Below are 24,387 nucleotides of genomic sequence, written 5' to 3' on the forward strand. Positions count from 1 at the left end.
GACGTTTTATTACGCTATTATGCAACAGTCACAATTTTCATTGTATTAGTTGCACCCACAGTTTCCATTGAATCACCGTGAGTAATAATAACTGTATCGCCAGACTGTAATGAGCCTTGAGCTACAAGCGTATCAAGTGCAGCTTTTACCATGCCGTCTTTTTCAGTTTTTGTAGAATCAAAAAACACAGGGTAAACACCACGGTAAAGTGCTGTTTGACCAAGTGTGCTTGCATGGCGTGAAAGCGAGTAGATTGGTAAACCTGAGCTTATACGCGACATTAATTTAGCTGTGCTACCTGACTCAGTAAGTGTAACAATCGCTTTTACAGAGTCTAAGTGGTTAGCAGCATACATAGCTGAAAGGGCGATAGATTCTGCATTGTTAGAAAAACGACTGTCTAAACGGTGCTTAGATACGTGCGTTTCTTTTTGCGATTCAGCACCTAAACAAACACGTGCCATTGTAGCTACTGTTTCTTCTGGGTAATCGCCTGCAGCAGTTTCAGCTGAAAGCATAACCGCATCGGTACCATCAAGTACCGCGTTTGCCACATCCATAACTTCTGCGCGCGTTGGCATAGGGTTATCGATCATCGATTCCATCATTTGCGTAGCAGTAACCACTGTACGGTTTAATGAACGAGCACGACGAATAATAAGTTTTTGCTTACCCATTAACGCGGCATCACCAATCTCAACACCTAAATCACCACGAGCAACCATTACAGCGTCAGATGCTAAAACGATATCATCAACAGCTTCTTGCGTTTCAACTGCTTCTGCACGTTCAATTTTTGCAAGTAGCTGTGCTTTTGAGCCCGCAGCCTCTGCAAGTGAGCGCACATAGCGCATATCGTCACCACTACGTGGGAATGATACCGCAATGTAATCTACGTCAATTTCAGCCGCAGTGATTAAATCTTCTTTATCTTTTTCAGTAAACGCAGGAGCAGTTAAGCCACCACCTAAACGGTTAATACCTTTATTATTAGATAATACGCCGCCAACAGTTACGCTACAGTGCACTAAATGACCGTCAACTTCTTCAACAGTAAGTTGGATTAAACCATCATTTAATAGTAATAAATCACCTGGCGTTACATCTTGTGGTAATTCTTTGTAATCAATACCTACCGCGTTTACATCGCCTTCGCCTTTTTCCATTTTGGCATCAAGGGTAAACTTTGCACCTACAGCAAGTGTTACTTTACCTTCTTTAAAAGTAGAAACACGGATTTTAGGGCCTTGAAGGTCTGCAAGAATTGCAATGTGCTTACCTAATTTTTTGGCGATATCGCGAACAGCTTGTGCGCGGTCTTTATGATCTTGGGCAACACCATGTGAGAAGTTTAAACGTACTACATTAGCCCCAGCGATAATAATTTTTTCTAGGTTGTTATCTCTATCGGTAGCAGGCCCAAGGGTAGCGACTATTTTTGTGCGTCTTAGCATCAATTTCTCCTGTGTGCTTGGTGAAAGCAGGTTGACTGTTATTTTGTTTACTAAAAATATCTATATTAGAATAAAACGTTTTTAGTTGTAGGCAAACTTCAAAGGTTTACCACTATTTTATACAAAACTATTGTGTCATCATTATGACACCGGTGTCAGAATGCGTCAATGATCTTAATTTCAAATAGCGGTGCTTTTAGTCACCCCTAGAGCATTGATGTTTGATATAATTACGTAGCTTATTTATCTGTAATAAAAAAGCATGTTGTATTGGCTCATGGTTAGCATTTTATGACTGCATGAGTATAATGCACGCGGTATTATTTAATTTATACACTGAATTTTCTAACCAAATAGTTGTTACCGAGGAGGACACTAAATGCAAGTTGCATTAGTAGGGTTAGGCGTTATGGGAAAAAATCTTGCCCTAAACTTGATAGAAAAAGGGATAACGCTAGTCGCTTATGACAAAAACCCACATGCGGGTGAAGAGTTACTAAGTTGTGCTAAATCTCAAGGCATGGCTGATCGACTTCACATTGTTTCTGATTTAAGAGACATGGTAAGACGTTTAGAAGCACCTCGTTCTATTTTATTACTTGTTCCTGCTGGAGAACTAGTTGATGCTGTTTGTAATGAACTAGTAGAAGCGGGCGTAGAGTGTAACGATATCATTGTAGATTGCGGTAACAGCAATTATAAAGATGGTATAACGCGTAAACTTAAATACCAAAACAAATTTGAATTTGCCACCATGGGCATCTCAGGTGGGGCCGAAGGCGCTCGCCACGGTCCAGCTATGATGGCGAGTGGTTCTGAAGGTGGTTGGGGAAGAATTGAACCGTGGTTTGAAAAAGCAGCTGCGAGTTTTAATGGTGAATCTTGCTTTGCACGCGTTGGTCAATCTGCCAGTGGCCATTTTGTAAAAATGGTTCACAACGGTATTGAATATGCTCTTATGCAGCTTATTGCAGAAGTATATCAACTACTTCGTATTGGCACGGGGCGATCACCTAAAGAAGTTGCTGAAATATTTAACGATTGGTCTCAGGGTCAATTAAACAGCTACTTATTGTCTATTTCTAGCCACATTTTATCTCTTGAAAATCAAAATAATGTGCCTCTTGCAGATTTAATTGATAACAAAGTAGGCGCTAAAGGTACAGGCCTTTGGACTGCGCAAAATGCATTAGAGCTAGGTATTGCCGTGCCATCACTTGTAGCTGCAGTGCAGGCTCGTCATTTAACTAACGCGTGTAACACGACTGCTGCACAAGAAATGTCGTACGCAGCGAAATCTACCAATAATGTTGATATTGATTTAGAAGAGTTAAAAGACGCGTTCTTACTTGCAAGCTTGTTAGCTTATCGTCAAGGTTTAGCGCTTATTAAAGGTGCATCGCGTACTCACCAGTGGAAAGTTGATTTATCTAAAACACTTCAAACGTGGCGTGCTGGTTGTATTATTCGTGCTGATTACCTAGATAGCGTTGCGCAAGGTGTTGAATTTATTGACACCCTTGAAAAAGAGTCAAACTCTTTACGTAAAATCACCGGCCAAGCAGTAATGACTGGTTTAGCATTCCCGGTATTGGGTGCTACGCAAACGTATTTAGCAACACTTACAACACCTAGTAATGGGCATTTAGTACAAGCCCAGCGTGATTACTTTGGTGAGCACGGTGTAAAAACTCACAGTGGCGAGGCTTGTCACTTAACTGACTTAGTGGATTTAGACGCTAAAGTTAGATAATTATTCCCTAACCAATGTTTGGTTACGTAATACAATAAAGGCACGCTAAATAGCGTGCCTTTTGCCTTTTGGTAAACAATGTTACCGGCTTAATTCACCGCGTAAATTGTCCTGCATTAAATGGCGTATAGTTTCTACTTCAAGGTTTTGGCTAAGTAAGTAATGCAACTTAGTTAAACACGCCTCTAAAGTCATATCGTAACCACTAATTACACCAATATTTAAAAGTGCATTGCCGGTTGCATAGCCGCCCATATTTACATGGCCTTTTAAGCACTGGGTTAAATTAATAATGACTACGCCACGTTTACTTGCTTGCTCAAGTATGGCTAAAAACTCTGGATCTTGCGGGGCATTACCTACACCAAAACTGAGTAGTACTAATGCTTTTATACTGCCGTTAACTAGGCTTTCAACAACTTCTTTACTTATACCTGGGTATAAATAAAGTACACCAATTGGCTGTGGTGTAATTGAGGTTACCTGTAACTCGTTTTCAACATACGGGCTAAGCTGGCCTTTAATGAGCTGAATATTAATACCAGATAATGCTAAAGGCTCAAGGTTGGGTGATGCAAACGCATTAAAACCATCAGCATGTGCTTTGGTAGCTCGGTTGCCTCTAAATAACTGATTATTAAAAAATAAACTTACTTCAGCTATTGGATAATTAGCAGCTAAATACATTGCATTTAGTAAGTTTACTTGCCCATCAGAGCGCAGCTGAGACAGTGGTATTTGTGAGCCAGTTACAATAACCGGTTTTGTTAAGTTCTCGAACATAAACGACAGTGCCGATGCAGTGTATGCCATCGTGTCTGTACCATGAAGTACAACAAAGCCATCATAATCTTGGTATTTACTTTTAATATCATTAGCAATAAGTTGCCAATGCTCGGGCGACATATCTGAAGAGTCGATAAGAGGGCAGTATTCGTGAATATCAAATAAAGGCATTTCTTCACGATTAAATTCTGCGTTATTAACTACAGTTTCGGTTAAAAAGCCTTCAGCTGGGATATAGCCACGGCTCGATTTTTTCATCCCTATAGTACCGCCGGTGTAAGCGATATAAATGCGTTTACGTTTCATAAAAAAGCCCAGTAAAAAAACTGGGCTTAGTATAACGTTAAGCAGCTTTAAATACAGCTGCTTAGGCAAGAAGATGCACTTTTATTGTGCAACACTACAGACTAAACAGCGAGCGTATACACCTTGTGGATCGTTGTAATCTTTAAGATTTTCTACTTCAGTGCTTAATTGGCTAATAACGCTTTGTAAATTAGCTTGCGTCGCTAACACTGACGTTTTTTGTGTTTGTAAACCAAGCATTGATTTAATTGACGCATTACCAAAAATATCTTGAATCATTTTTTCTTGCGGGCTTAAATCTTGTTTGATTGTTTTAACTTCATAATGATTAAGCTTAGCAAGTGCAGCGGCTGCTTCAATTGCGTCTTGCTTATCACCTAGTTTATCAACCAAGCCAAGCTCTTGCGCTTTAGAGGCAATCCAAACTCGACCTTGAGCAATTTCATCTACTTGCTCTGGGGTCATGTTACGCGCATCGGCAACTACAGCTAAAAAGCGACCATAAGCTTCTTCAACGCTCATTTGAATAACTTCAGCCATTTTTTCGTTTAACGGGCGAGTAATTGAAAAACCAGCCATTTCGGTTGTAGCAACACCGTCTGAATAAACACCAATTTTAGACAGGGTGTTTTCAAATGTCATAAAGGTACCAAATACACCTATTGAGCCTGTAATTGTACTTGGTGCTGCCCAAATTTCGTTAGCTGCTGAGGCTATCCAATAACCGCCAGAAGCAGCAACAGAGCTCATAGATGCAATAACGGGTTTACCGGCTGATTTTAATGCAAGTACTTCGGCGCGAATAACTTCAGAAGCAAACATGCTGCCGCCACCTGAATCTATACGCAGAACAACAGCTTTAACTTTATCATCAAGGCGAGCTTTACGAAGCAGGGCCGCAGTAGAATCACCACCAATTTCACCTGCTTTACGTTCGCCATCTACAATAGTGCCTTTAGCAACCACTACAGCCACTTTTTCGGTAATAGGATTATCAAATTCGATAGGCGGTTTAACTAAGCTTAAGTACTCACGAAATGATACTTGCTTAAATGTTTTACCATCTTCTTGTGCACCTACTAAATCTATTAATTGTTGACGAACTTGTTGATTTGTTTTTAAAGAATCAACCCACTGGTGATCAAGTGCATATTTACCTGCATCGCCATCGGCTGCTTTCATTTTTGCTAGGTATACATCCATTGTTTCATCAAAGTTTGACTCATCAAAAGGGCGTACTGCTGAAACATCTTGTTTGTACTCGCTCCAAAGCGCTCCTAACCATACACTATTAGCTTCTTTAGCTGCATCAGACATATCATTACGGATAAACGGCTCTACCGCAGATTTAAATGTACCAACACGGAAAATATGCTGCGTTACTTCTAGTTTTTCTAGAGCATCTTTAAAGTAAAGTGGGTACATGCCGTAGCCTTCTATAGCTACGCTTCCGTAAGGGTGCATTGCAACTTCATCAGCATGCGATGCTATATAATACTGCGCTTGAGTATAGTAATACCCAGATGCAATAACCTTTTTACCTGCTTGTTTAAACGCATCGATGGCATTTGTAATTTGCTTGAGTTTATTTAAATGCGCTTTAGGCATTTTTTGTAAATCAAGCAGCATGACAGTAATACGGTCATCATTGGTTGCTTCATTTATTACTTCGACAACATCGTCGAGTAGAATTTCGCTTGGTGCTTCAGAGCCAGAAGTTGCATCGTTTATTGCGGCTTCGACTGGATCTACATATGTTTTTTCTTCAACAATGGGGCCATTGAGGTTAAGCCTAAGCACAGAACCGTTTTCTATAATTATTTCATCGTCATCACTTGAAAGCGAAACGAAAAATACAATGACTAGTAATAAAAACAAAATGTTGAGTATCAAACGGCGAGAAAAGTTTATTCCAGCCCAAATACCTTTAAATACCTTTGCTATCAAAATAGCTCCTTAATTTGGTACAGCTAATACATTAGTTCCATATTAGCCTAGAATAAAAATAAATTTAACTGCTAAATCGTAACGAAGTGTTTATGAGAGACTATAAATGTAAGTTTCGACTACATTTTTTAATTAAATGCTGGCACATATTGCTTATTACTTGCCATTGAAGCAGAATTAGCTAATGTATACAGGTTAGACCAGTTAACGGGGCACAGGATGTTAGAACAACAATTAGAATTAAAACACACACAATTACGCAACCGCTTAGTGATGGGGTCAATGCACACAGGCCTAGAAGAAGGGTGGTATAATCGTAAACGCTTACGCGCTTTTTATGAAGCACGTGCCAAAGGCGGTACGGCCATGCTAATTACCGGTGGTTACAGCCCTAACTTACGTGGCAAATTAACGCCAATCTCCTCTTCTTTTAACAGCTACTACGATGTATTTAAACATCGTGCGTACACAGACGCTGTACATAAACATGGTGGTAAAATTTGTTTGCAATTGTTGCATGCAGGGCGCTATGCGTATCATCCATTCAATCAAGCACCAAGTGCAATTAAAGCGCCTATTAATCCTTATAAACCTAAAGCTATGTCACTTAGCTCAATTAAAAAAACTATTAAAGACTTTGCTCACTCAGCTTATATGGCTGAAAAAGCAGGTTACGATGGCGTAGAGGTTATGGGTTCAGAAGGTTATTTAATCAATGAGTTTATGGCGCCGCACACGAATAAACGTGAAGATGAGTTTGGTGGCAGCCTAGAAAACAGAATGCGACTTGCGCTTGAAATAGTTAAAGCTGTTAGAGCAAAAGTTTCTGAACAATTTTTAATTATCTTTAGATTATCGGTCATTGATTTAATCCCTAATGGCTCAACACCAGATGAAGTTGTTATTCAAGCCACTGAACTTGAAAAAGCAGGTGTAGATATTTTTAATACAGGCATTGGCTGGCATGAAGCACGTGTACCAACAATTGCGAGTATGGTGCCGCCTGGGGCATTTAAAGAAGCATCAAAACGCTTAAAAGATGTAGTGAATGTGCCAGTTATTGCGGTAAATCGTATTAATACCCCTGATATAGCAAACGATATTTTAAATGCCGGCGAAGCCGATTTAATTTCAATGGCGAGGCCATTATTGGCTGATCCTGAGTTTTTTAATAAATATGCTAACCAACAATCAAAGCAAATTAATATATGTATTGGTTGTAACCAAGGTTGTTTAGATCACGTATTTAAAAATAAACGTGCAACTTGTTTAGTTAATCCCCAAGCTGCGTTTGAGCTAGATTACCCATTAGATCAAGCTGCTAAGGCCAAAAATGTACTTGTTGTAGGTGCAGGTCCTGCAGGGTTGTCAGCTAGCTGTTACTTGGCTCAAAAAGGGCATAAGGTTACGTTAATTGATCAAAAAACTCAGATGGGTGGCCAATTTAACTTAGCAATGCAAATACCTGGTAAAGAAGATTTTAATCATACATTGGCATACTTTACTAATGAACTTGAGCGTTTAAAGATAAATGTTGAACTAGGTAAAGTGTATGACGACTCAATGCTTAACAACTACGACGATATTGTGTTTGCAACGGGTGTACGCCCTCGTGAAGCATCCGTTAAGTGTAGTGACGGCAAACGAGTATTTGCTTATGATGAAGTTATACGTGGTGAAGTAGAGCTAGGTAAATCAATTGCTATTCTAGGGGCTGGCGGTATCGGCTTTGATATGGTGGCATTTTTAAGCGAACATAAGTCACAAACTATTAGCGACTTTAAATCACAATGGGGTATTGAGTGTGAGCCACAACCGCATAAAGATGACCGCCAATTATTTATGCTTAAAAGAAGCGCAGGTCGCTTTGGTAGTGAACTTGGTAAAACGACAGGTTGGATACACCGCCAAGTAGCGAAGCAGCATGGTGTTAAACAAATTGCTGACTGTCAGTATCAAAGCTTTGACAATAACGGTTTAACTATTACGGTAGCAGGTGAAACACAAGTACTTCCTGTTGACACGGTTATTGCTTGTATTGGCCAAGTTTCTAATGATGAAGTGCTAAAAGAGCATGGCGAAAACGCTAAAGTACATGTTATTGGTGGTGCTAAACTCGCTGCTGCTATTGATGCTAAACGTGCTATTTTTGAAGCATTACAAATAGCGAGAAGCATTTAACATTTGTAAGTAAAATGAAATAGTTTTTTAATTCATGCGGTCTTTGTTGTTTATAGTCTATAACTTAATAAACATTGAACACACAGGATACGCATGAAAAAACTAACCCACCTTTATGAATCAGCAATAGGTAAATTATCGTTTTTAGATGGTTTACCGGCTTTACTTTTTCGCCTTATTTTAGCTCCGGTTATGATCATTGCAGGTTATAACAAGCTTGCTATAAGTGGCGATACCCAAGGTTTTTTTAATAATTTATTAGCGTCACCTGATGTTGTGCAATGGTTTGGAAATAGTGAATGGGGATTAGGTTTACCATTTCCTGATGTACTGGCTTTTTTAGCCGGTTGGAGTGAGTTTTTAGGTGGTTGGTTTTTATTATTTGGCCTGTTAACTCGCTTGGTCAGTATCCCGCTTATGTTTACAATGGTTGTAGCTGCAACATCAGTACATTGGCATAATGGTTGGTTTGCCATTGCACCCACTAACCCCGACACGAGTGCAGCACAAGTACTTGATTGGTTATCTATCCCTGGAGCAAAAGAAAGCCTCGAAAATTCACTTGAAGTACAAGAGCGCATAGGCAAAATTCGCGGGTTAGTTGATGAACATGGTTTTCCTGATTATTTATATGAAAAAGGCAAACCTTCAATTTTAAACAATGGCATTGAATTTTCAGCCATTTACTTTGCGATGCTGCTTAGCTTGTTTTTTGTAGGTGGAGGGCGCTTTGTAAGTGTAGATTATTGGCTAAAACGAACCGTTGTAAAACAATAGTGTGGTTTAAATATATTAAAACGGCTGTATAAATATTTTATACGGCCGTGTGCGTTTTATGCTGGTAATATTTATATCCAATGATATTTATCTACTGAACTATTTTATTAATTGAATAATTTCTAGCTGTGTTATACCAAGCTGCAATAATACTGAATTATTTTTTTGGGTTATACGTGTCGCTATCTGTGTTAAAAATCTCATTTACGACTGCATGGATGCAGAAGGTAGAGCAATTCAGGAACAATTGCCGAGAACAACGAAATAACAATTTTTTTGCTTAGCTATCAACACGTTTTCCATCCTAAAAATAGATCACTTAGTTAAGTGAGTTGGTATTAAACGTGTATATAAGTAGATTGGTAATATTAAGGTTTTAAATGCTATTCTAGCATTTTGAATTTTGAGATATTATTATGAATGCTATCGAGCTTTTACTTACTCGCCAATCAGATTCTAAACTTACTGAGCCTGGCCCATCACCTGAGCAACTCGACATAATAAAACAAGCAGCACTGCGTGTACCTGATCATGGCTGTATTGCACCGTGGCAGTTTATTATTGTACAAGGCGGCGCACGCCAAAAATTAGGTGAAATATATCATCAATGTGCTCTAGCCGAGCAGCAACCAGAAAAAGTAATTAATCGAGCTAAAGAGCTCCCCCTTCGAGCACCAATGATTGTAGTTGCTATTGCTAAATACGAAGAGCATCCAAAGGTGCCGCGTATTGAGCAGGTGCAAAGCGCAGGGTGTAGTGTGCTTGCAATGCAGCAAGCCGCGTTTGCACAAGGTTTAGGGGGCGTATGGCGAACAGGTTATTTTGCTCAAAGCCAAGGTGTTAAACAAGCGCTAAAACTCAATGAACAAGACGAAATTGTTGGATATCTTTACTTAGGTACCCCAGAGGTTGATTGCAAAAAGCCTGCGCGACATAAGCCTGAAAATTATTTTACCTTTTTGTGAAATAGTATGAACTTTTTGCAATTTGCATAGTCATATTTCATTAAGGTTACAAATAGTAGTATAAATAGGTTAATGGCTTGGCTGTGAGAAGCGCTCGGAAGCATCAAATTTACTAATTCTTCTTCAGTTTGTTTTTTAATCGGTTGTTTTTTGATACATTATGGAAAGTCTTAATAAAAATAACGATAAAGAAGACGAAAACTATGGGAAATTTATTTTTACGTGAAAAAGAAAACTGGCTAGCGTGGTCAATTTGGGGAATTATTGGTGCCTTTGTTACTTTATATGTTGCAATGAGTACAAATGCATCTCATTTTATGGTTATCTCAGCGATGGGAATGCTGGCACTACTCACAGTGTGGATGCAGCAAACTAAACGGTTCGACTTTGGTCGCGCGTTTAAAGTGTGCTGCTATGTTTTATTGCTAAGCATTTTACCTGCCTTTATGTTTGTTGTTGTACCCAGTGATGATTTAAATCGTTTTGATTTAATTTTTCAAAGCGTCACCTTTACTGCATTAAGCTTGTTAGCATGTTTAATATGTTCATGGATTGCACGCCGACCAAAACAATACTACTAACACTTGTTAATCCATTAACTGATTTTTATAAATATGAGTTATTAAATAGAGTAGGGTGACTGTATTTTCATCAATAAATTAATATTTTATATAAATATATATTTAGCTCTTTACAAATAATGCGTTTAGCCATATCATGCGCGCCGTACGGAGAGATGGCAGAGTGGTCGAATGCACCGGTCTTGAAAACCGGCATGGGTTTATAGCCCATCTAGGGTTCAAATCCCTATCTCTCCACCATTATTTAAAAAACCGCCTTATGGGCGGTTTTTTGCTATGTGGAGTTTAATAAATGAAAAACACAACAAATCTATCAACCTCACAGCGATTAATTAAGCATATTTTATTATGGACTGTGTTTGGTTATTGTTATCAAAGTGCTGTTAACTTATTAGTTAAAATGGCCCTAGATGCGCAGCCAGACTACCCAATGGCAACTGCACTTATTTATGGATTGGGTTTTAATATTTTAACTGCTCACTTAATTACAAAATACGATACGGTTTGGCCTGTAATTGCAGCTGCATTTATCGGTTTTGTAGGGCTGATTGCAGTACCATTTATACTCTTTGGTGGTTCAGGATTACTAGCAACCCCTTTACTTGTTGGAATTTTATTCAGTTTGCCGCTGTGTAGTTATATTGTTGGCCTAATTAAGGTAAAACTCAGCAAAAACTAGCCCCAAACGGCTTTTATTTTGTGTTAGCATGTACGCGTCTTTTAACTAACAAAACGTGAAATACACATTATGTCAGATAATTTTACTACAGATGCTGAAAAAGCAAGTTACGGTATTGGCTTACAAATGGGTGAGCAACTTAAGTCTAATCCTTTTGAAGGCTTAAACCTAAATTCAGTGTTTGAAGGCATGAAAGATGCGTACGCTGGTAGCGCTTTTCAAGTTGAGATCCCTGAGATCCAAGCTGCGTTCGAAAAAATCAACGAAGAGATCAAAGCTCGTCGTGAAGAAGAATCTAAAGTACTTTCTGCAGAAGGTATTGCTTTCTTAGAAGAAAACGCAAAACGTCCTGAAATCACTGTTACTGAATCTGGTCTTCAATATGAAGTACTAGCAACTGGCGAAGGCGAAAAGCCTACTGCTGAGTCTACAGTACGTGTTGATTACCACGGAACATTAATTAACGGTACTGTTTTTGATAGCTCTTACGAGCGCGGTCAACCTGCTGAGTTTCCAGTTGGTGGCGTAATCAAAGGCTGGACTGAAGCATTACAAATGATGCCTGTAGGTACTAAATGGCGCATCTACGTTCCTCATGAGCTTGCTTATGGTGAACGTGGCGCAGGTGCTGCAATTGCACCTTTCTCAACGCTTGTATTTGACGTTGAGCTACATGAAATCCTTTCTTAATTATTAATTAAGAATTTAAAAAGCCGTGTTCAAATTGAACACGGCTTTTTTGTGTCTGTAATTTAGGAGTTTTATCTATTCTAAAAATAAAAAACCGCATTAATAAAATGCGGTTTTAAAATATATAAACTAAAGAGCTTGTTAGTTGTTAAAAGTAGCCGCGAACACCAAAGCGGAAGTTTCTACCTGGTAATGGTGCTTTATCTTTGATAAATGAGCTGTGCACAAAACCTAATTCGTCGGTAATGTTATCTACATTTATATAAAGCTGCGCATCTACCGTACCTAAACCTAGTTGGTAATTAGCTTGGGCATCAAATAACGTATAGCCATCGGTTTTTGTTTCAAATGCGGTTACATCATTTTGATCAAAGTAGTGAGTACCAGTGAGTGTTAGCTGTAAATCGCCTAAATCATATTGTAATTCAGAGCCTAACTTATTAGCTGGAATACGTGGTAGGTTACCTTCATCGTCTTTTAGCTTTGCACGAGTTGAATCACCAAACACTTTAACCATAGCACTAGATGTTAGTTGGTAATGAGCGTCAAATTCAATACCATAAAGTTCTGCGTCTTTACTTGTGAATTGGTAAACCGCAACAGCATCATCATGCGCGCCAATCGCTGACTCTAACCCGTCTTCTTCATCGTAAACTAAACCTGTATTTTCTTGAAAATAAAAGTTTTCAATATCGTTATAGAAAAAGTTAACTGTATAGCCAAAATTACCGTTAAAACGTCTAAAGCTTAAATCAAGGTTTGTTGATTTTTCTTGTTCAATGTCTTCTGGTTCAAAGTGGGCTTCGTTGTCTTCTATGTGGTAGCCTAAGCCAAGTTCGTAGGTACCTGTAGCAATATGTAAACCATTAGATAAAAGCTCAGCTGAAAGTGGCGCTCGTTCAGAGTGAGATAAGCTCAATGCTACGCTTTGTCCGGGCGTGTATTGCCAAATAGCACCGGCAGATGCACTTACGTTTGTAAAGCGTTTGCTATAAGCAATGCTTTCTTCTTCGTCATGATCTTCCTCTTCTTCATCATGATCGTGGTCGTGCTCAGACTCAGTAATGTTGCTTTTTATCTTATAGTCTTCAACACGGGCACCAAGCTCAATGGTTACATCACCAAATTCACGCTCTTCAAGTAAATATAAAGCATGAGTAGTCGTCACACTTGCAGGTGTAAATGCTTCTTCGCCAATAGCGTCGTAGTCAGACTCGCTATAGTGATAGCCAATCATACCGTGCCATTGGCCTAGTTTGTGTTCAACATTTAATCTCGTTTCAGTGGTTTCATTTTTAAAAGTTGTACCAATTTCACCGTCTTCAATTTCGCTATGTGAATAGTCTGTGTAGCCAACGCGTAAATTAATATTTTCTACCCAGCTATTATCTACAGCGTAACTAATTAAACCCTGCCAACGGTCTTGTTCTAGCTTTGCATAAACCGACTCTTCTGCTTCTTCATCTTCATGCTCTTCGTGTTCTTCTTCGGTTTCACCTTCGTGATCATGCTCATGATGCTCATGTCCCGGAATACCGTAATCGGTATCAATACTACCGTAAGAAAAGCCAACCGTTAGGTGCTCTCCAACATAACTAGTACCAAAGTTAAGCGTTTCACTATCAATAAAAGTATTTTCTACAGAGTTTTCTGTTTCTACATCGCCATCATCATCGGTAATAGTAAATGTTGGTGTTTGGTAATCGTCACCACTGCGTTTTGTGCCATCAAAATGAAAGTTAAAGCCTTCATTACCCGTTTCAAGCTTTGCAGCAACGGTGTTTGAATTTGATATTGTATCGTGGCTGTATTCAGCTGAACCGGTTAAATCGTCAATATTACTTGTAGGAATGCGGTTATCAACTACGTTTACCACACCGCCAATAGCACCAGATCCGTAAAGTAGTGTACTTGGACCGCGAAGAACTTCAATTTGTTCAGCTGCTAAGCTGTCACTTGATGTTGCATGATCAGGGCCAATACGTGATGCGTCACTTGCATCCAAACCGTTTTGAGTAATTTTAACGCGAGGTCCATCTAAGCCACGAATAATTGGACTTGATGACACAGGGCCAAAATAACTTGCATTTACACCAGGTAAACCTTTGAGTGTTTCACCAAGTGTTGGCTTTGATTTATTTCTTAATTCATCACCAGAAAGAACGCTTACTGGCGAAATCATTTCTAGACTATTTTTATGAAGCGCAGAGGCGTAAACAACGACAGTTTCAACCGATGTTGGCTTAAGTGAAACTGTGACATTATTAGAAGATTCTGTAACGGCAATGCGAGAGTCGATGTAGTTATCTTTACTGATATGAAGCTGGCTATTAGCGTCAACTTCAATAGCAAACTCGCCTAACTCATTACTTTTAACACCTTGGTTTTTGCCATGTACATGGACAGAGGCATTTTTTATAGGTTGATTTTTATCATCGGTTACTTTACCCGTAACCGTTGCAGCAAGTGCTGTTTGAGAACATAAAACAGAAAAAATAGCAGAAGAGATTAATGTTAACTTTGTCATGGGGATTTTGTTTCGAAGTTACTATGTTGTGATATAATATAACACCGTAAAATTGACGAATCAACAATGTTATACTATAGCTCTATACTTCGCGTTTAAACAGCAAAAATCATAGATAAACAGCTTTGTTTATTTATCTACTGTCTATCATGAGTATATCGAGTTTTTGCTGAGCTCTAGTTTGGTTTTTTATGTCACTTGGTTCGATCATTTCGCACTCATCTCGGATCATTTCGGGTATAAGGCTAGGGTAGTGTCGGCAGTCTTCTGGGCGGTCGAGATAAATACTGCATGTGTACATATTTTTAGCAAGAGGCTCTTTTTTGGGGGCTATTTCTAAAAATGGGCAGGTAGACAAACGCATACCTGTTTTTGGGTCGAACCAAATTTCATTGTTTTTAACGTATTCATAAATTTCGGGATTAAAAAGCTCCCATAAGTCTATTTCTTCTTTTGATGCGCTTAAATCGCCACCGCCGTACTTAATACAGCATTTACCACACTGGTTACATTCTTTCATAATTTAGTTGGTTGTTAACGAATTTAAGTTAGCTGCTAGTGTAGCACTGAATTTATTTTTAGCTGTTCTAAAAGGTTAGCATTTTTGATAATAAACTAATCATAATACTGATTACACACCTTGTTACCCTTTATAGCGTGCACATCAATATGAATAGTTTAGGCTGAATGTCTATTAGGAATAAATTAGCAGGGAGTAACCATGAAAGACGCTTTAGATAATTTTAAGACAGAATTTAATGCAAAACGCTTGTATTGGAAAAATCTGAAAAGCTACAAAGCAAAAGTGTTCATTATTCTCTTATTTGTAGCTGTTATTGCGCTAAAAATATTTACGACTGTTTTTACCTTCGATTGGATAGTGGGTTTGTTTTAGTACCTTTTTCCGTTTCTACCTGAGTACGTTAAGTTATTGCCCTAATTTGAATGAAATTTTAACCACAAAGCGTTTAACGTCTACGCTATGGTCATTATTAATGTATTATTACGCCATACAGCTAATTCAATAAATCAGTGGTTAAAATAAGCTTTTAATCACTGAAAACACTATTTTTACTAAAGTAAAAGGCATTAAACTGAATAACCTACTCAAGGTTAGAGAGTAAAAGCATTTAGTTTAGTAACCTAAAGGATACCTCGCAATGATGAACACAAAAGTATATAAAGCGGTACATGACCTTGCAGAAGATTTAATGGCGGCAGCTAATAAAAACAACCGCGAAAAGTTTGAATCGTTATTTGCTGAGCTAAAAGCTATTTGTATAGAAAATGAAAACACATCCAAAGATCACCCAGTACAGTGGGAAACCCTAGCCGATTTTACTGAAGAGCTAGAAGAGGCAATCACCACTTACGAAAAAGCACTAGCAAAATCTGTTGCCATTAATAACAAAGATCATATGTCATCGGTGGCTTATTCAATGGCGACATTACAGCTAGAGCTTGGTCAAAAAGATGAAGCTATTAAAAATCTGCAAAGTGCTAAAGTTAGTGCTAATAAAATTGAAGACAAAGAACTTAAAGCTGAAATACACGACCTACTAGAGTCACTTATTGAAGAAGAAGGTTAAATAGATAACTTATCCATATTAAATGTGATTCTTGTGGATTTAGCTTGAGCTTAATAAAGCGCTGATTGTTTATACCCTCAGCGCTTTTTTATGTTCGCTATAAATACTAAACCAAAAGAAAAGGCTTACTATTGAGTTAGCTTATTCATAAAATCGACAATGTACTTTGCAATTTCTACTGGTTTTTCTTCAACACTAAAGTGCCCTGAATCGAGTAAATGTAGTTCAGCGTTCGGTACATCTTTTAAGTATGCTTTAGCGCCTGCGGCTATAAACGCAGGGTCGTTTTTACCCCATACAATTAACGTTGGTGGTTGGTACTTGCGTAAATAAGCTTGCCATTTTGGATAGTCGAGAAGGTTGTTGTAGTAATCTTGTAGCAATTGGACTTGAATTACTCTATCGGATTTGGTTTGTAAAAAGTGAAGATCGTGAGTCCAGCTATCTGGGCTCATCACTTCTGGGTTACTTTGTACGTCTCGTAAATATTGCTTATTAATAATGGCTTTATTAGACGTGAACGAATAAATTTTATCCCTCTGCGCTTGTGTTTTGTCCTCATTCGCGGCTTTAAAAAACGCTTGCCTCGCTAGGGTTAACCCTTCTAAATACGCATTGCCATTTTGTACAATAAGTGCATCAAGCCTATTTGGGTTATTTAACAACATTCTAAATCCCACAGGTGCTCCAAAGTCTTGTATATATAGGCTGTAGCGTTTTATTTTTAGCGTTGTTAGTAACCCTTCAACGTATTGAGCTAGTAATTCAAAAGTATATTTTTGAGTTTCTGGGTTTGGGCGTGCGCTATAACCAGAACCTAGATAATCAGGCGCTATTATATGAAAGCGACCGGATAAAAGAGGGATTAGTTCGCGATAGCTGTGAGATGAGGACGGATAGCCATGCAACAACACAATGGTTTGTTCATGTTGCGTACCCGCTTCTCGGTAGAATATTTTTTTACCGTCGACGTTTGCATATTTATAAATAGTTTTTGAAGGCCATGCTGCATCTGTTGTATATACTTTAGCAGTAAGTGTCGACATAGAAATTAGTAAAAACACAATAATAGAAACGATGTGAGCAGGTTTTATTTTAAGTTTTTTTTGTATATTTGGATGCATAAGTAAACTCGTGTTTTTTGTAATAACGCTTTATTAATTTACTAGACCTGTTATTTACACATTTATATTCAGATTATAACGTTGTAGTTTCACAGCAAAGAAGGGTACAGCAGAAGTAAGTGTAGCTTTGGATCTTACAAGATACTTATGAGCTAACAGTAGGTTAGGGCGTTAGCTCTTTATTCGCCGCTTTTTTGTATTTGAAATAGCTTATTAAATAAACGGCTATAGGAATCGTTGGGCTTAAAAAGATGTGAGGATGAAAATAGATACCACGTTCGTCATATAGAAACACATATAACACGACCGCAAACGTTGAAGGTAAGGGAAAGATGATTGCACCGTGCCCAACAGCCGCAAATAGTGTCCACGAGAAAACACTAGGCCAAAGCACTGCTCTGATGTAAGCACCTTTATTAGTCGCTTTAGCCTTTTTAGCGTAATTACGTGAAAAAAAATAAGATATTATCGTTGGAAACAAAGTTAAAATGATACTTAGCAGTATAAGCATAGTGATTCAATTCCTTTTGATATTATTTTCATAACCCAGTTTTTCACAACTTATTAATTGGTTTGAGTTGATACCGTTTTTAAAGCAGCAATTTGCTTAATTTCAACAGCTGTTAATGCCTGATATAACCTAGGATAGGGCCAACCATAGCCCCATCTGAAAGTCGATGGTATATAAGGGCTGCCACCAAATCGAACTCCAACAAGCATAAGGTTCGCTATACTCGTTTCGCCGGCTTCAATAACACACTGTTGCAAGGCTTTATCTGCTGCTAAACGTTGCCAATAAGTGCCACCTTGCCAGTAGGCGTAGTCGTGCGCTTTACAACATGCAAGCCACAACTTTTTATGTTTTGTGGTGCCGTCCGGAAAAGCACTACAGCCATCTGATGTGAACGGTTTTATATTTTCAGCATTTGCTGTATTACTTAATATGACCAGTAAGACAATGGGACTGAAACGCAATATTTTCATGCGAAATAGTGTATTAGTAAAATTATACATGATTTTAAGTGTTGCTATTTTAGTTACAAATGATAACACTTTAAAAAATATAAAAAAGATTTTTACTGTTTATAGACCAGTTATGCTTATATGATAATTTTGATTAAGAGCTTTTTGTTTAGATACTCTATGCGTTCTATTTTCTTAGATAGTTGAGAGGTGATAATACTAAAAGTTCTGGTTAAAAAATTTACTACAATATTTGGTTAAGGTTTACACATGGTGTGTTGCATTTGTACTTTAGGGGATAAGCTGTGCTAGAACAGATAGAAAATTGGATTGACTCTACAAATTTAAAATACAGTAGTCAAAAAGTGAGTTGTGATAAATTCAGTAGTGAATTTGATGGGTTTTATCCTACCGAGTTTTTAAAAAACGCATATTACGTTGTTGTAGACCAAATACCAAAGCCAGACTTTGTGGGTCTACGAGAAATGGGCCTAGGTGATTTTGTCGATATGGACGCGGCGGGTATAACGTATAAAAATACTTATTATATACTTCCCCACGTCGCTACTAATTTAAGGGTTCATTTTCATGAACTTGTTCATGTTGCGCAGTGGCTTGAGTTAGGCGCTGACGCATTTATGCATCGTTACATTAGTGAAATTCAACGTGTGGGATATCACCATGCTCCGCTCGAAAAGATGGCATACGCGCTTGACGAGCAATTTGCTAGTCGTGGTAAAAAAATAGATGTGCCAAAATATGTAAGTCATACGTTGTAATTAGCGCTGAATTTTAAAGGAATTTTTATGAACAAAACGTTAGGATGCTTTTTTACTTTAATGTGTATTGATGCACAAGCTGTCACGTTTGAAGAAAGTATAGTATCAGCCTTACTAGAGCGAACAAAACACAATATTACCTACGACGGGGCTTATCACTCAATTGCTTACCCTGGTGGTGATGTGCCTGAAAATATTGGGGTATGTACCGACGTTATAATCAGAAGTTATAGAAAGTTAGGTATAGATTTACAAAAACGTGTACACGAAGATATGTTGCAAAACTTTGCATTGTATCCTTCTAAACGTATATGGGGTTTAACTAAGCCGGATAAAAATATAGACCACCGAAGAGTGCCTAATTTACAAACTTATTTTAAAAGACATGGGCACATGTTGAGTATCTCTGCTAACCCAGCAGATTATGAAGCTGGAGATATAGTTACATGGATGTTACCGGGCAATTTACCGCACATTGGTATGGTGATTGATGAGCACTCAAAAGAGACAGGCAATCCGTTTATAGTTCATAATATTGGTCGAGGGCCCCAAAAAAGCGATATGCTTTTTAATTATAAAATTACAGGGCATTATCGCTTCGTACCAGAAGGCTTTTAGCTAAGGCATTAATATTTAACTTAAACTCTGTACTATAAATTTCCTCAAGCAGAATTTAAAAATGCTTATTTTAAACTAATACTTATATTTCCATTGGGTTTACAGCAGCACAGCAGGATTTCACCTTCGCGTACAAAGGCTAAAGGCTCTTCGTTGTATTCAACATTACCTGTGAGTAAGGTCGCTCTACACGCTCCACAATAGCCTTCGCGGCATTGATACGCTACGTCTATTTTTTGGGATTCTAAGCACAGTAAAACTGAAGGGCAGCCAGTGGTAAATTCTATACACTGGCTGTTATCTGCAAGCGTTATGCTTGCAGTGGGTTTGTCACTCATTATAAATCAAAGTCACCAAATTCTGAGGCATCTACTTGTGAATCAATTTGACCAACAAGGTATGAGCTAATTTCAGCTTCTTGTGGTGCTACTTGCACGTTGTCTGATACAAGCCATGAGTTGATCCATGGAATAGGGTTGCTGTTGTTATCAAACTGAGCAGGTAGGCCAATAGCGGTCATACGTGCATTAGTAATGTATTCAACATACTGACATAAAATGTGTTTGTTTAAACCAATCATAGAGCCATCTTTGAATAAGTACTCTGCCCATTCTTTTTCTTGCTCAGCTGCTTCTACAAACATTTTAATGGCTTCGTCGCGGCACTGCGCAGCAACAATCGCCATTTCTGGGTCGTCTTTACCATCTTGCATAATGTTTAAAATATGCTGAGTACCCGAAAGGTGAAGTGCTTCATCACGTGCGATTAGCTTGATGATTTTAGCGTTACCTTCCATTAATTCACGTTCAGCAAACGCAAACGAACATGCAAAGCTAACGTAAAAACGAATTGCTTCAAGAATGTTTACCGACATCATAGCAAGGTAAAGTTTCTTTTTAAGTTCGAATAAATTAACAATAACTGTTTTACCGTTAATCTCGTGTTTGCCTTCGCCATATAGGTTGTAAAGCGATACAGAATTAATTAAATCATCGTAGTACGTTGTTACTGCATCAGCACGCTCGCTGATCTTGTCATTACTCACAATATCATCAAAAATAAGCTCTGGTGATTGCGTTACGTTACGAATGATGTGCGTGTATGAGCGACTGTGAATTGTTTCACTAAATGCCCATGTTTCTATCCACGTTTCTAGCTCTGGAATAGATACAATAGGAAGTAGGGCAACGTTAGGCGATCGCCCTTGAACACTATCAAGCAATGTTTGATATTTTAAGTTACTTAAAAATATGTGCTTTTCGTGATCTGGTAATGCTTGAAAGTCTAACCGGTCTTTACTTACATCTACTTCCTCAGGACGCCAAAAGAAAGACAGTTGCTTTTCAATTAACTTTTCGAAAATAGGGTATTTTTGTTGATCGTAACGCGATACGTTTACAGTTTGGCCAAAAAACATTGGCTCTTGCATTTGGTTATTATGATTACGGCTAAAAGTAGTATAAGACATGTTTATCACTCAAAAAACTATCAGAACAAAGCGGGCTAAACGCCCGCTTAAAATTAAAATCAGCAACTATATTTTACACGCGCCGCCTGCACAATCGTCATCTTCGACTTCTGGCGTGTCGTCTTGTGCATCAGATGCACCATCGCGTGTATTATGGTAGTACAAGGTTTTAACACCTAATTTGTAGGCGCCTAGTAAGTCTTTTAATAAGACTTTCATAGGTACTTTACCACCTTCGAATTTGTTTGGATCATAATTAGTATTGGCCGAGATAGTTTGGTCAATAAATTTTTGCATTATGCCTACAAGTTGCAAGTAACCATCGTTTGATGGAATATCCCACAATAGCTCGTAATTATCTTTCAAACGTTCGTACTCAGGTACTACTTGCTTCAAAATACCGTCTTTACTTGCTTTAACGCTAATGTGACCACGTGGTGGCTCAATACCGTTAGTTGCGTTAGAAATTTGCGACGATGTTTCTGATGGCATTAACGCACTTAGTGTTGAGTTACGCATACCGTGCTCTTGAATGCTCGCACGAAGTGAATCCCAATCTAGGTGAAGAGGTTCATCACAAATTTTGTCTAGGTCACGTTTGTACGTATCTGTTGGCATAATACCTTGAGAGTACGTTGTTTCGTTAAACTTAGGACATGCACCACGTTCTTTAGCAAGCTCATTAGACGCTTTCATTAAGTAATATTGAATCGCTTCAAATGTTTTGTGAGTTAGCGCATTTGCGCTGCCGTCTGAATAACGCTTACCGTTTTTAGCTAAGTAGTATGCGTAGTTGATTACACCTATACCTAACGTACGACGTCCCATAGTGGCATTACGTGCAGCCGGTACTGGGTAGTCTTGGAAATCAAGTAAGTTATCAAGTGCACGTACTGCAAGCTCAGCGAGTTCTTCAAGCTCATCAAGTGACTCTATTGCACCTAAGTTAAACGCAGATAGTGTACAAAGAGCAATTTCGCCTTCTTCGTCGTTCACGTTATTTAGTGGCTTAGTTGGCAATGCAATTTCTAAACATAAGTTAGATTGGCGAATTGGCGCCACTTTAGAAATAAACGGGCTATGCGTATTACAGTGATCCACATTTTGTAAGTAAATACGACCTGTGCTCGCACGCTCTTGAGCAAACATTGAGAAAAGCTCAATTGCTTTAATACGCTTTTTACGAATTGAGTCGTCTTGCTCGTATTTAATGTATAACGCGTCAAACTCGTCTTGGTCTTCAAAGAAGGCGTCGTAAAGACCTGGTACGTCTGATGGGCTAAATAACGTAATATAGTCGTCTTTAATTAAACGAGAATACATTAATTTATTAAACTGTACGCCGTAATCTAAGTGACGAACACGGTTGTCATCTACACCACGGTTATTTTTAAGTACGAGTAGGTTTTCTACTTCTAAGTGCCAAAGCGGGTAGAATAATGTTGCTGCGCCGCCGCGTACACCGCCTTGTGAACAGCTTTTAACCGCTGTTTGAAAGTGCTTGTAAAATGGAATACAACCGGTGTGGTATGCTTCGCCGTTACGAATATGGCTACCTAGAGCACGAATACGACCTGCGTTAATACCAATCCCCGCACGCTGAGAAACGTATTTTACAATAGCTGACGACGTTGCATTGATTGAATCAAGGCTGTCGCCACATTCAATAAGTACGCAAGAGCTAAATTGACGAGTAGGCGTACGTACACCCGACATAATAGGCGTAGGCAATGATATTTTGAACATTGATACCGCATCGTAAAAACGTTTGATGTAATCAGTACGTGTTTCACGTGGGTAGTCAGAGAACAAGCTCGCGGCCACTAAAATATATAAAAACTGTGCACTTTCGTAAATTTCACCCGATACACGGTTTTGAACTAAGTATTTACCTTCAAGCTGTTTTACTGCTGCGTAGCTAAAGTTAAGATCGCGAGAATGATCTAGGTATGCATCTAGCTCGTCAAGCTCTTGCTCTGTGTAATCTACAAGTAAATGAGCGTCGTAGCGTTTGTCTTCAACCATTTTTGTTACGTGGTCAAATAAACGTGGTGGCTCAAACTGACCATACGCTTTTTTACGTAAATGGAACACGGCTAAACGTGCCGCTAAGTACTGGTAATCAGGCGATTCTTTTGAAATCTGATCTGCAGCTGCTTTAATAATGGTTTCGTGAATATCTTTAGTACGAATACCGTCGTAAAACTGAATGTGTGATTTTAATTCAACTTGCGAAACCGATACGTTTTTTAAACCTTCGGCGGCCCATTCAATAACGCGATGGATCTTATCCAGATCAAGAGGCTCTTTACGCCCGTCACGTTTGCTTACAGATAACTGTTGGTTCATTTGCCTGTATTCCTTGGGGATTATGTATTTTGACCAATGCTTTATACCTCGCAATCGCAAGGTACATACTCATTTATTATAAGTTTCACCGTATTGGCGAATTTAATTGAATAACATTTGGCCACAATATCTGGTGTTGTTCAATTTGGAGATCACAAGATAGTGTGGTCTGAGTTGTTTTGCAAGGGACATAATTGCCCCTGTTTGTGGATAACTTTGGGATAACGTACTTGTGTTAGTAGACACTCACCTTCGAACAATCATTTAAGTTGAAATATGTAAAAATCAACTAATGTTCTACTAAATTTACGCAATTTTAAAATAAATTTCGACTGGTTTTTTTATCATCAAGCTTTGCGTAAAAACTAACACGATCACAATATATAGTGTTTATTAATTAACATAGCACTATATGTGGCTTCAGTGTACTACCTAAGTGAATTGTTTAGTGTTCATGGTAGAACGCTTTTATAAATGAAAAGCATAATTAGAGGTAAGATATAGAAATGGGCTAAAAGATAGCCCATTTAAATTTATACAAAGAGCATGCTGCTCAGTGTAATAATTTTAAAAATACCTATTATTACACTTTCTGATATTTCTATAGATAAACTGAACTTCAACTTTAGTTATCCTAAATCTGAGTTTAGTCACTTGCCGATAATATAAGAATAAGATACGCTCAAACTTCCACACTAGGGCGCTTTCCTAAAATTTTAGCAAGTGTCTTTGCTAACATCATATTCAAACCTTGGGTATGATGTTAGCCCCTCCACCTAGTTGAAATATCAATTCCATCAAAGTGTTAATAAAACTTTAATGTGGTCTGAGTTGTTTTGCAAGGGACATAC

At 38.3% G+C, this 24,387-nt stretch carries 21 protein-coding genes and 1 tRNA gene; 12 read left to right on the plus strand and 10 right to left on the minus strand.

The window, feature by feature from the left end:
* Positions 1 to 17 precede the first annotated feature (17 nt).
* Positions 18 to 1,454, minus strand: coding sequence for a pyruvate kinase (gene pyk, locus ATS74_RS11855; protein WP_058549095.1), 1,437 nt, complete (start codon positions 1,452 to 1,454; stop codon positions 18 to 20).
* A gap of 379 nt (positions 1,455 to 1,833) precedes the next feature.
* Between pyk and gndA the strand changes: the two genes are divergently transcribed.
* Positions 1,834 to 3,207: an NADP-dependent phosphogluconate dehydrogenase gene (gene gndA, locus ATS74_RS11860; protein ID WP_058549096.1), complete on the plus strand. Its 1,374-nt coding sequence runs from the start codon at positions 1,834 to 1,836 to the stop codon at positions 3,205 to 3,207.
* 81 nt (positions 3,208 to 3,288) lie between these two features.
* On the opposite strand, the gene ansA is transcribed toward gndA, so the two are convergent.
* Together ansA and sppA are read right to left on the minus strand one after the other, a co-directional pair.
* Positions 3,289 to 4,299, minus strand: a complete 1,011-nt coding sequence (ansA, locus tag ATS74_RS11865) for an asparaginase (RefSeq protein WP_058549174.1) — start codon at positions 4,297 to 4,299, stop codon at positions 3,289 to 3,291.
* An 81-nt stretch (positions 4,300 to 4,380) separates the two neighbouring features.
* The gene (gene sppA / locus ATS74_RS11870; protein ID WP_058549097.1) at positions 4,381 to 6,246 is read right to left on the minus strand and encodes a signal peptide peptidase SppA; all 1,866 of its coding nucleotides are present in this window, start codon (positions 6,244 to 6,246) and stop codon (positions 4,381 to 4,383) included.
* 219 nt (positions 6,247 to 6,465) lie between these two features.
* Between sppA and ATS74_RS11875 the strand changes: the two genes are divergently transcribed.
* From ATS74_RS11875 to ATS74_RS11905, 7 genes are all read left to right on the plus strand, one after another.
* Complete coding sequence (locus tag ATS74_RS11875) at positions 6,466 to 8,427, plus strand: oxidoreductase (RefSeq protein ID WP_058549098.1); 1,962 nt, start codon at positions 6,466 to 6,468, stop codon at positions 8,425 to 8,427.
* 93 nt (positions 8,428 to 8,520) lie between these two features.
* Positions 8,521 to 9,204: an HvfX family Cu-binding RiPP maturation protein gene (locus ATS74_RS11880; protein WP_058549099.1), complete on the plus strand. Its 684-nt coding sequence runs from the start codon at positions 8,521 to 8,523 to the stop codon at positions 9,202 to 9,204.
* Between the two features lie 416 nt (positions 9,205 to 9,620).
* A complete protein-coding gene (locus tag ATS74_RS11885) occupies positions 9,621 to 10,169 on the plus strand; it encodes an NAD(P)H nitroreductase (protein WP_058549100.1) in 549 nt (182 codons plus the stop codon).
* A gap of 203 nt (positions 10,170 to 10,372) precedes the next feature.
* Positions 10,373 to 10,750: a hypothetical protein gene (locus ATS74_RS11890; RefSeq protein ID WP_058549101.1), complete on the plus strand. Its 378-nt coding sequence runs from the start codon at positions 10,373 to 10,375 to the stop codon at positions 10,748 to 10,750.
* A gap of 149 nt (positions 10,751 to 10,899) precedes the next feature.
* Positions 10,900 to 10,990: transfer RNA gene (locus ATS74_RS11895), tRNA-Ser, on the plus strand.
* Positions 10,991 to 11,042: 52 nt separating this feature from the next.
* A complete protein-coding gene (locus ATS74_RS11900) occupies positions 11,043 to 11,429 on the plus strand; it encodes a hypothetical protein (protein WP_082660590.1) in 387 nt (128 codons plus the stop codon).
* A 69-nt stretch (positions 11,430 to 11,498) separates the two neighbouring features.
* A complete protein-coding gene (locus ATS74_RS11905) occupies positions 11,499 to 12,119 on the plus strand; it encodes an FKBP-type peptidyl-prolyl cis-trans isomerase (protein WP_058549102.1) in 621 nt (206 codons plus the stop codon).
* A gap of 148 nt (positions 12,120 to 12,267) precedes the next feature.
* On the opposite strand, the gene ATS74_RS11910 is transcribed toward ATS74_RS11905, so the two are convergent.
* Positions 12,268 to 14,646 carry a TonB-dependent receptor gene (locus ATS74_RS11910; protein WP_058549103.1) on the minus strand — a complete coding sequence of 793 codons (2,379 nt, stop codon included), beginning with the start codon at positions 14,644 to 14,646 and terminating at the stop codon, positions 12,268 to 12,270.
* A gap of 133 nt (positions 14,647 to 14,779) precedes the next feature.
* A complete protein-coding gene (locus tag ATS74_RS11915) occupies positions 14,780 to 15,166 on the minus strand; it encodes a YkgJ family cysteine cluster protein (RefSeq protein WP_058549104.1) in 387 nt (128 codons plus the stop codon).
* A 201-nt stretch (positions 15,167 to 15,367) separates the two neighbouring features.
* Between ATS74_RS11915 and ATS74_RS20025 the strand changes: the two genes are divergently transcribed.
* Positions 15,368 to 15,541 (plus strand): hypothetical protein, encoded by a 174-nt coding sequence (locus ATS74_RS20025; protein WP_165491314.1) that lies wholly within the window; start codon positions 15,368 to 15,370, stop codon positions 15,539 to 15,541.
* A 265-nt stretch (positions 15,542 to 15,806) separates the two neighbouring features.
* A complete protein-coding gene (locus tag ATS74_RS11920) occupies positions 15,807 to 16,235 on the plus strand; it encodes a hypothetical protein (RefSeq protein ID WP_058549105.1) in 429 nt (142 codons plus the stop codon).
* Between the two features lie 128 nt (positions 16,236 to 16,363).
* Here the strand turns inward: ATS74_RS11920 and ATS74_RS11925 are convergent, their stop codons facing one another.
* Positions 16,364 to 17,359: an alpha/beta fold hydrolase gene (locus ATS74_RS11925; RefSeq protein ID WP_058549106.1), complete on the minus strand. Its 996-nt coding sequence runs from the start codon at positions 17,357 to 17,359 to the stop codon at positions 16,364 to 16,366.
* Between the two features lie 564 nt (positions 17,360 to 17,923).
* The gene (locus tag ATS74_RS11935; protein ID WP_058549176.1) at positions 17,924 to 18,343 is read right to left on the minus strand and encodes a hypothetical protein; all 420 of its coding nucleotides are present in this window, start codon (positions 18,341 to 18,343) and stop codon (positions 17,924 to 17,926) included.
* A gap of 284 nt (positions 18,344 to 18,627) precedes the next feature.
* Here ATS74_RS11935 and ATS74_RS11940 point away from each other — a divergent pair, with 284 nt between their 5' ends.
* On the plus strand, positions 18,628 to 19,101 hold the full coding sequence (locus tag ATS74_RS11940; RefSeq protein WP_058549108.1) for a hypothetical protein: 474 nt from the start codon (positions 18,628 to 18,630) through the stop codon (positions 19,099 to 19,101).
* Between the two features lie 60 nt (positions 19,102 to 19,161).
* On the plus strand, positions 19,162 to 19,719 hold the full coding sequence (locus ATS74_RS11945) for a DUF1287 domain-containing protein (protein ID WP_370592839.1): 558 nt from the start codon (positions 19,162 to 19,164) through the stop codon (positions 19,717 to 19,719).
* Positions 19,720 to 19,784: 65 nt separating this feature from the next.
* On the opposite strand, the gene yfaE is transcribed toward ATS74_RS11945, so the two are convergent.
* The 3 genes from yfaE to nrdA all read right to left on the minus strand — a co-directional run bounded on the left by yfaE (position 19,785) and on the right by nrdA (position 23,536).
* The gene (yfaE, locus tag ATS74_RS11950) at positions 19,785 to 20,057 is read right to left on the minus strand and encodes a class I ribonucleotide reductase maintenance protein YfaE (RefSeq protein WP_058549110.1); all 273 of its coding nucleotides are present in this window, start codon (positions 20,055 to 20,057) and stop codon (positions 19,785 to 19,787) included.
* A complete protein-coding gene (gene nrdB / locus ATS74_RS11955) occupies positions 20,057 to 21,187 on the minus strand; it encodes a class Ia ribonucleoside-diphosphate reductase subunit beta (RefSeq protein WP_058549111.1) in 1,131 nt (376 codons plus the stop codon). Before nrdB ends, yfaE begins: the two co-directional genes overlap by 1 nt.
* 66 nt (positions 21,188 to 21,253) lie before the next feature.
* Complete coding sequence (nrdA, locus tag ATS74_RS11960; protein WP_058549112.1) at positions 21,254 to 23,536, minus strand: class 1a ribonucleoside-diphosphate reductase subunit alpha; 2,283 nt, start codon at positions 23,534 to 23,536, stop codon at positions 21,254 to 21,256.
* Between the last annotated feature and the right edge of the window lie 851 nt (positions 23,537 to 24,387).

Source organism: Pseudoalteromonas sp. H103, from assembly GCF_001469205.1.
Classification (GTDB): Bacteria; Pseudomonadota; Gammaproteobacteria; order Enterobacterales; family Alteromonadaceae; genus Pseudoalteromonas; species Pseudoalteromonas carrageenovora.

Coding starts and splice junctions, on each gene's coding strand:
- pyk (WP_058549095.1), bottom strand. CDS start 1,454: ATGCTAAGACGCACAAAAATAGTCGCTACCCTTGGGCCTGCTACCGAT.
- gndA (WP_058549096.1), top strand. CDS start 1,834: ATGCAAGTTGCATTAGTAGGGTTAGGCGTTATGGGAAAAAATCTTGCC.
- ansA (WP_058549174.1), bottom strand. CDS start 4,299: ATGAAACGTAAACGCATTTATATCGCTTACACCGGCGGTACTATAGGG.
- ATS74_RS11875 (WP_058549098.1), top strand. CDS start 6,466: ATGTTAGAACAACAATTAGAATTAAAACACACACAATTACGCAACCGC.
- ATS74_RS11880 (WP_058549099.1), top strand. CDS start 8,521: ATGAAAAAACTAACCCACCTTTATGAATCAGCAATAGGTAAATTATCG.
- ATS74_RS11885 (WP_058549100.1), top strand. CDS start 9,621: ATGAATGCTATCGAGCTTTTACTTACTCGCCAATCAGATTCTAAACTT.
- ATS74_RS11890 (WP_058549101.1), top strand. CDS start 10,373: ATGGGAAATTTATTTTTACGTGAAAAAGAAAACTGGCTAGCGTGGTCA.
- ATS74_RS11900 (WP_082660590.1), top strand. CDS start 11,043: ATGAAAAACACAACAAATCTATCAACCTCACAGCGATTAATTAAGCAT.
- ATS74_RS11905 (WP_058549102.1), top strand. CDS start 11,499: ATGTCAGATAATTTTACTACAGATGCTGAAAAAGCAAGTTACGGTATT.
- ATS74_RS11910 (WP_058549103.1), bottom strand. CDS start 14,646: ATGACAAAGTTAACATTAATCTCTTCTGCTATTTTTTCTGTTTTATGT.
- ATS74_RS11915 (WP_058549104.1), bottom strand. CDS start 15,166: ATGAAAGAATGTAACCAGTGTGGTAAATGCTGTATTAAGTACGGCGGT.
- ATS74_RS20025 (WP_165491314.1), top strand. CDS start 15,368: ATGAAAGACGCTTTAGATAATTTTAAGACAGAATTTAATGCAAAACGC.
- ATS74_RS11920 (WP_058549105.1), top strand. CDS start 15,807: ATGATGAACACAAAAGTATATAAAGCGGTACATGACCTTGCAGAAGAT.
- ATS74_RS11925 (WP_058549106.1), bottom strand. CDS start 17,359: ATGCATCCAAATATACAAAAAAAACTTAAAATAAAACCTGCTCACATC.
- ATS74_RS11935 (WP_058549176.1), bottom strand. CDS start 18,343: ATGAAAATATTGCGTTTCAGTCCCATTGTCTTACTGGTCATATTAAGT.
- ATS74_RS11945 (WP_370592839.1), top strand. CDS start 19,162: ATGTGTATTGATGCACAAGCTGTCACGTTTGAAGAAAGTATAGTATCA.
- yfaE (WP_058549110.1), bottom strand. CDS start 20,057: ATGAGTGACAAACCCACTGCAAGCATAACGCTTGCAGATAACAGCCAG.
- nrdB (WP_058549111.1), bottom strand. CDS start 21,187: ATGTCTTATACTACTTTTAGCCGTAATCATAATAACCAAATGCAAGAG.
- nrdA (WP_058549112.1), bottom strand. CDS start 23,536: ATGAACCAACAGTTATCTGTAAGCAAACGTGACGGGCGTAAAGAGCCT.